Here is a 1284-nt window from a genome sequence, read left to right as displayed (position 1 = left end):
GCCGACCTCGTTCCCTATGCCGGCCTGGTCGACAACGGCATCATGCTCCTTAAGGATGGAAGCCTGATGGCCGGCTGGTATTTCGCCGGTCCCGACAGCGAGAGCTCGACAGATGCCGAGCGCAATGAGGTCAGCCGGCAGATCAATGCCATCCTGTCGCGCCTCGGTTCCGGCTGGATGATCCAGGTGGAGGCGGCCCGCGTGCCCACCATCGACTATGCCACAGAAGCCGACTGCCATTTTCCCGATCCTGTCACGCGCGCCATCGACGCGGAGCGCCGGGCGCATTTCGAAAGGGAGCGGGGACATTTCGAGAGCCGGCATGCGCTGATCCTGACCTGGCGGCCGCCGGAGCCGCGGCGCTCGAGCCTGACCCGTTACGTCTATGCCGATGCGGGCAGCCGGTCTGCGACCTATGCCGATAGCGCGCTGGATAGTTTCCGGACCTCAATCCGCGAGGTCGAACAGTATTTCGCGAACGTCGTAACGATCCGGCGCATGGTCACCGAGGAGACGGAAGAGCGCGGCGGGTTTCGCGTTGCGCGCTATGACGAGCTCTTCCAGTTCATCCGCTTCTGCGTTACCGGCGAGAACCATCCGGTGCGTTTGCCGGACATTCCCATGTACCTCGACTGGCTGGTCACGGCCGAGCTGCAGCATGGCCTGACGCCGACCATCGAGAACCGCTTTCTCGGCGTTGTGGCAATCGATGGGCTGCCGGCCGAAAGCTGGCCGGGCATTCTCAACTCTCTCGATCTCATGCCGCTGACCTATCGCTGGTCGAGCCGCTTCGTGTTTCTCGATGAACAGGAAGCCCGCGTTCGACTCGAGCGCACCCGCAAGAAATGGCAGCAGAAGGTCCGGCCCTTCTTCGACCAGTTGTTTCAGACGCAGAGCCGCTCGCTCGATCAGGACGCCATACTGATGGTGGCCGAATCCGAAGACGCTATCGCGGAAGCCGCCTCGCAGCTCGTCTCCTACGGCTATTACACGCCAGTCATTGTCCTCTTCGACGACGACCAACTGCGCCTCCAGGAAAAGTGCGAGGCGATCCGCCGGCTGATTCAGGCCGAAGGATTTGGCGCCCGGATCGAGACGCTGAATGCGACAGACGCGTTTCTCGGCAGCCTGCCCGGCGTCTCCTATGCCAATATTCGCGAGCCGCTGATCAACACCCGCAATCTTGCCGACCTCGTGCCGCTCAACTCGGTCTGGTCCGGAAGTCCGGTCGCGCCATGCCCGTTCTATCCGACCGGCTCGCCACCGCTGATGCAGGTCGCCAGC

At 63.0% G+C, this 1284-nt stretch carries 1 pseudogene; it reads left to right on the top strand.

What is annotated here, in order from left to right:
• Positions 1-1284 (top strand): annotated as a pseudogene (locus RCCGE510_RS32450) (conjugal transfer protein TrbE); the annotation flags it as partial.

This window comes from Rhizobium sp. CCGE 510, assembly GCF_000292525.1.
Lineage (GTDB): Bacteria > Pseudomonadota > Alphaproteobacteria > Rhizobiales > Rhizobiaceae > Rhizobium.
This window is presented reverse-complemented; position numbering and strand designations above follow the sequence as displayed.